The sequence below is a fragment of the Novosphingobium organovorum genome (assembly GCF_022832435.1).
Taxonomy (GTDB): Bacteria; Pseudomonadota; Alphaproteobacteria; order Sphingomonadales; family Sphingomonadaceae; genus Novosphingobium; species Novosphingobium organovorum.
The window spans coordinates 4,602-8,056 of record NZ_JALHLF010000134.1; the positions used below are offsets into that span (position 1 = coordinate 4,602).

The 3,455-nt window shown below is 63.1% G+C and carries 3 protein-coding genes; 1 reads left to right on the plus strand and 2 read right to left on the minus strand.

Going from position 1 to position 3,455, the window contains the following annotated elements; all coding sequences use genetic code 11:
* Positions 1-364 precede the first annotated feature (364 nt).
* Both MTR62_RS18750 and MTR62_RS18755 read right to left on the minus strand, forming a co-directional pair.
* Complete coding sequence (locus MTR62_RS18750) at positions 365-1,060, minus strand: hypothetical protein (protein WP_244023815.1); 696 nt, start codon at positions 1,058-1,060, stop codon at positions 365-367.
* Between the two features lie 157 nt (positions 1,061-1,217).
* Positions 1,218-1,946 (minus strand): OmpA family protein, encoded by a 729-nt coding sequence (locus MTR62_RS18755; protein ID WP_244023811.1) that lies wholly within the window; start codon positions 1,944-1,946, stop codon positions 1,218-1,220.
* Between the two features lie 535 nt (positions 1,947-2,481).
* Between MTR62_RS18755 and MTR62_RS18760 the strand changes: the two genes are divergently transcribed.
* Positions 2,482-3,393: an OST-HTH/LOTUS domain-containing protein gene (locus MTR62_RS18760; RefSeq protein ID WP_244023813.1), complete on the plus strand. Its 912-nt coding sequence runs from the start codon at positions 2,482-2,484 to the stop codon at positions 3,391-3,393.
* Positions 3,394-3,455: the final 62 nt, after the last annotated feature.

The following is a 3,455-nucleotide window of genomic DNA, read 5'->3' on the forward strand; positions in this document are numbered from 1 at the left end:
GGGGGCTCCCCGTTCTCACGCGTGATCGGCGTCGCTCCATCCTGGCGCAGCCCATCCTTTCGCGCCGCGTCGCGCGGGTGTTCTTGTCAGGACCCAAGCCGTTCCTGTGGATTCTGTGTAATACGCGCCCGGCTTTCGGGCTCGCCCCCGATGCAACAGCCGGCGCAAGAACGGCCTGCGGGATCGTCCGCAGGCCGTTCTTGCGCCGGTCCGAGCCCGTGCCCCGTGCGAAAGCGCTTTCGGATCGGCCGACCCCTTAGGCCAAGGCGCTGGGAGCGCTGACGCATCAGCCGCGGATTTGCGCAAGCCCCGCACGGACTTGGCCAGGACCCGACGAGCCGCGCTCATCGGGTCCCCGATTATCTTACAGCTTGCCGAATTCGGCTTCGTAGGCGCCCGTCTCGCCACTCGACAGCAGACGGGCCTGCTCGACCCACTTGTCGCGGCGCGGGCGTCCGGCAAAGGCGCCCAGCTTGGTGTCGAGATCGTCGAGATCGGCCTCGCTCCACGCCGCGATCTGGGCGAAGCGGGTGATACCAAGGGCCACCAGCAGCTTTTCCATCTTGGGGCCGAGCCCCTTGATCTGGCGCAGGTTGTCCGTCTGCTCCGCCACAGCGGGAGCCGCAGGCGCGGCCGCCTCTGAGACGGGTTCGGGGGCTGGTTCGGACGCGGTGGGCGCCGCCCCCGCGCCGTCCTGCGCGGCAGCCTCCTCAGCCTCCGCCGCCGCCGAAGCGATGTCCCGCGCGCGATCGGCCTCTCCCTGCGCGGCCACCGCAATCACCTCGCCGATACCCGCCATCACTCCGGCTACGGCCGGGGGATCGATGTGCGCGGCGCGCGGCGCGGCGGCTTCAGGCACGGGAAGTTCGTACTGCGCGGCGGGGCTGGCGGCATCGATCAGCGCCTGGTTGCGCTGCGCGGGCGCGGCCCCTTCGTCCAGCACGTCGGGTCGGTGCGTGCGCGAACGCTCCGGCTTCGAACCATGCGCGAAGATCCAGTAGGCAACCGCGATACCGATCACCAGGGCGGCAACGAAGATCACCCAGTTGGCTTCGATCATTTGCACCACGATATTATCCTTTTCGATTCCAGACGAGCCAGCCGATACCCAGTCCCAGCCCATATGTCAGCAGGACGGATACGGCCAATTCAAGCCACATCGGCATCGGCGGCTCCTTTTCCTTCTTGCGCCATGACAGCGCCGCGTCGCGCCCGGTTCATCCCGGCCCCGGCGTGTCGATCGGCGTGGGCTTGACCGGCGCCGAGACGATCACCGAAAACTCGATGCGCCGGTTGGCCGGATCGGCCGGGTCGAGCCCGGCGATCGGGTGCGTCGCCCCCACGCCCGCCGCGCGCAACCCATCGGCGGGGATGCCCCGCCCGATCAGCGCCCAGCGCACCGCTTCGGCGCGGGCGAGCGAGAGCGCCTTGTTCACTTCGGCATTGCCCCCGGCATCGGTGTGGCCGGTGACCGCGATGATGCTGCCGACACACGGACGCAGCGCGCGGGCGACTTCGTCGAGCAGGCGTCCGCTCGCCGGATCGAGCCGCGCGCTCGCCTCGGTGAAGCGGATCGTGCGCGTCTCCAGAATGCGTTCGACATCGCTCTGGCAATGCAGCGATTCGGGCGCCTCGGCGCGCGCGCGCGAACTGGCCCAGCTGATCCCCCCGATCCCCGGCACCGCCGCGACCCGTGCCGCGACCTCGCGGCGCGTCTCGGCCGAAAGCCCCGCCCCGCCCGACAGGATCGGGTGGCGGGTCAGCCAGCCGTAGCGGTCCTTGAACGCCAGCGTGATCGACTGCCCGCCCGCCGCGTCGCGCACGGCCGTCGCCTTTCGCGCAAGACCGTCCACGAAAGCCGGTCCGCCAAAGCGCATCGTGGCAGCGGACAGGATCAGACACAGCGCCGCACCGGCACTGGCAACAAGGGCATTTCGCGGGTTCATCCCGAGCAGCCTAGAACGATCCGCCCCGCCTGTCAGCCTCCTGGGTATCCCTTGACACCAAACCTTGCCCGGAGTGACACGAAGTCTGCCCGCAAGCGGTCTTGGGTTAAATCTTCGCCAGCCATCCGCTTGACGCGAAGCACCCCTCAGCAACATTCAAGTGAACGCGGCCGCAGCAAAGCGAAGCCTGCGCACGCAGCTTTGTACAGCNAGCCATCCGCTTGACGCGAAGCACCCCTCAGCAACATTCAAGTGAACGCGGCCGCAGCAAAGCGAAGCCTGCGCACGCAGCTTTGTACAGCTTACTTTTGCGCCGCCGTCGCCAAGCGAACCGGACGGCCTGATCGGGCGCCTGGCGGCCACTCCCGCCGCCGGTGCATAGAGGCCCTTCTGCGCCTGCCCCTTGCCAGCCATTCAGCCGCCGATTTTCATTGCCGGGTGCAGACCGACCGCGTTTTCGACCAAGTTGCCCACGACGGATCGATTTCGAACTGAAGGCTTTATTCGATCTTAATATCAAAGGGGCACAGGATCGATGAAGGGGCGCATATCGTCTATCCTGCTGCAACCAGACCGGAACACATATTGGCCGAAGATGTCGCAATCACCTCCTAATGCACTTCAAGTTATTCAGCGTGAATTGAGCGAAAAACTCGGTCAATGCGTTCTGAATATGCAAACATATGAAACTTTGATCAAATCCATCATAGCACATCACGAGATCTCAGGTTCGACACTATCCGTGGATACAGATTCCCGGACAATGAATAGCAGAAAAAAGACGCTGGGCACCCTAGTCAACGAAATGCTCGGATCCTTCTTGACCGCCGAAGAGACATCCAGACATTCCGATGCGGCATTCGGCCAGCACGGTGATGGCCCATCATTCCATATCAAAATCGGGATCGCCGTTTCGGCTGACGACTACAACCAAATTGTCCGCGATCTGAAGGACTTTGTGTCCTTGCGCAACGACTTGATCCATCATTTTCTCGAGCGGCACGACATCGCAAGCTACGATGGGTGTCGAGTTGCTGAAAAAGCCCTGATCGAGGCCAACCACCAGATCGAACGTCATTTGGACGACCTGCGCACGTGGGGCAAAGATCTGGATCAGGCCAAACTGGCAATGGCAGAGCTTGTACAATCTGCCGTGGTCCAAGATTTTCTCGTCACGGGCAAAATTCCTTGGCCTGCGACCGAAGCAGTACGTGCATTTCGCGCCGCTGCGGCAGAGTTTTCTGCAGATGGTTGGACACTCGTCTCAATTGGCAGCGATCTGATCGCTGCACAACACCCCACCGAAGCGCCATCGAACTATGGCTGCAGTAGCTGGCGACAGGTTTTGCATGATTCGGGACTATTCGAATTACAGTACCGAAAGATGGAAGGCCGTCGAACGGCATGGTATCGAGAGAAAAGGTCATCTTATACAAATCTGCAGTAATTCTGACGCATCAGCATCTGGGCACCTCCATTTACCCGCTGGATTTGATGTCGATTGCGGAG

Excerpts from the sequence above, each read along its gene's own strand:
- MTR62_RS18760 (WP_244023813.1), top strand. The coding sequence starts at position 2,482 with ATGAAGGGGCGCATATCGTCTATCCTGCTGCAACCAGACCGGAACACA.
- MTR62_RS18750 (WP_244023815.1), bottom strand. The coding sequence starts at position 1,060 with ATGATCGAAGCCAACTGGGTGATCTTCGTTGCCGCCCTGGTGATCGGT.
- MTR62_RS18755 (WP_244023811.1), bottom strand. The coding sequence starts at position 1,946 with ATGAACCCGCGAAATGCCCTTGTTGCCAGTGCCGGTGCGGCGCTGTGT.